2 protein-coding genes and 1 pseudogene are annotated in these 1838 nt (G+C 73.9%); all 3 read left to right on the forward strand.

Going from position 1 to position 1838, the window contains the following annotated elements:
* Window positions 1-287 (forward strand): annotated as a pseudogene (locus AC13HU_RS36565) (MFS transporter); the annotation flags it as partial.
* Window positions 256-1443, forward strand: a complete 1188-nt coding sequence (locus AC13HU_RS36570; RefSeq protein WP_483046306.1) for an acetoin utilization protein AcuC — start codon at window positions 256-258, stop codon at window positions 1441-1443. The pseudogene AC13HU_RS36565 and the gene AC13HU_RS36570, both read left to right, overlap by 32 nt.
* A 101-nt stretch (window positions 1444-1544) precedes the next feature.
* Window positions 1545-1838 (forward strand): phosphatase (locus tag AC13HU_RS36575; RefSeq protein ID WP_483046307.1); only part of this gene is annotated, 294 nt, incomplete at its 3' end.

The raw sequence follows: 1838 nt of genomic DNA on the forward strand, positions 1-1838 counted from the left end.
GGTTCGGGTTGTGCGTGATCGTGCCGCAGACCTTCGCCGCGGCCGGGCGGTTGTTCCCCGACGCGTCGGACTCGGCGATCGCGCGGCTGAACATCTTCAACTACGTCGGGTTCCTGGTCGGTTCGCCGCTGGTGGGGGCGATCGGCGACGCGTGGAGCTACCGCGGCGCCATGGTCGTACCGATGGTGCTGGTGGGGGCGACGCTGCTGTACGCGCGATCCTTCGGGACGGAGCCCGCCGGGTACGGTGTCGGCCATGAGCGGCCGCGCACAGTTGATGTGGGATGACCAGGTAACGGCGTACGACTTCGGGGCCGGGCACCCGATGGACCCGGTGCGGCTCAAGCTGACCTGGGCCCTGGTGCGGGCGTTCGGCCTGGACGCGGCGCTGAAGGTGGTGGCGGCGCCGCCGGCCGGGGACTCGACGCTGGAGCTGGTGCACCGGTCCGACTACGTGGCGGCCGTGCGGCGGGCCTCGGCGGACCCGCGGGCCGCGCAGGCCGGGTCCGAGGCGGGGTACGGGATCGGCAGCATCGACAACCCGGCGTTCGCGGCGATGCACGACGCTTCCGCGCTGATCGCGGGGCAGTCGGTGGGCGCGGCCGAGGCGGTGTGGCGCGGTGAGGTCGAGCACGCGGTGAACTTCGCCGGCGGGCTGCACCACGCCATGCCGGGCCAGGCGGCGGGCTTCTGCGTCTACAACGACGCGGCGCTCGCGGTGGCGCGGCTGCTGGAGTTGGGCGCGGAGCGGGTGGTGTACGTGGACACGGACGTACATCACGGGGACGGCGTGCAGACGGTGTTCTGGGACGAGCCGCGGGTGTTGACGATCTCCCTGCACGAGACGCCGCGCACGCTCTTCCCCCATACCAGCGGGTGGCCGGAGGAGACCGGTGGGGCGTCGGCGGAGGGTGGCGCGGTGAACGTGGCGCTGCCGGCCGGGACCGGGGACGCGGGCTGGCTGCGGGCGTTCCACGCGGTGGTACCGGAGTTGGTGGCGGCGTTCCGGCCGCAGGTGCTGGTGTCGCAGCACGGCGTGGACACCCATGTGGAGGACCCGCTGGCGCATCTCGCGGTGTCGCTGGACGCGCAGCGGGTGGTCGCGGAGGCGTGTCACCGGCTGGCGCACGAGCACGCGCAGGGGCGTTGGGTGGCGCTGGGCGGCGGCGGGTACGCCGTCGCGGACGTGGTGCCGAGGGCGTGGACGCATCTGGTGGGGATCGCGGCGGGTACGCCGGTCGCGCCGCAGACTCCGGTGCCGCTGGAGTGGCAGGAGCAGGCGTACGCGTTGACCCGGACGTCGGTGTCGGCGCGGATGACGGACGGGGCGGCGGCGCGCTGGACGGAGTTCGACGACGGTGGGTACGACCCGGCGTCGCGGCTCGACCAGGCGGTGTTGGCCACGCGGCGCGCGGTCTTCCCGTTGCACGGGCTGTTGCCGTAGGCGCGGTCGCGGGTGGTGTCGGGGCTCGACGACCCACCCGTGGGGGTGATTTCGCGAGGTTCGTCCTGCGCCGGGCGCACGACGTGTGCAGGATCGGGCGGATGGTGACTGTCGGTGCGCTGCGCGCACATCTGGTGGCGGTGGGGCTCGCGGGCAGGGTGGGCACCGCGCGGGAGCGGAGCCTGGTGAACTACGGGCTGTTCGCGGCGCGGGATCCGCGGCAGACCTGCGGGCTCGAACCGGACGGCGAGTGGGGGCGGGTGGAGCTGCTGCGGTTGATGGCCGACCGGTGCGGGGTGTCGGCCGATCCCGGGCAGACGTCGGGGCCGGACGCGATCGATCCGGACCGCACGGTGGCGGCGCTGGATGCCTTCGCGGAGCGCCTGGCACGTGCG

It is taken from the genome of Streptomyces sp. NH27 (assembly GCF_056859195.1).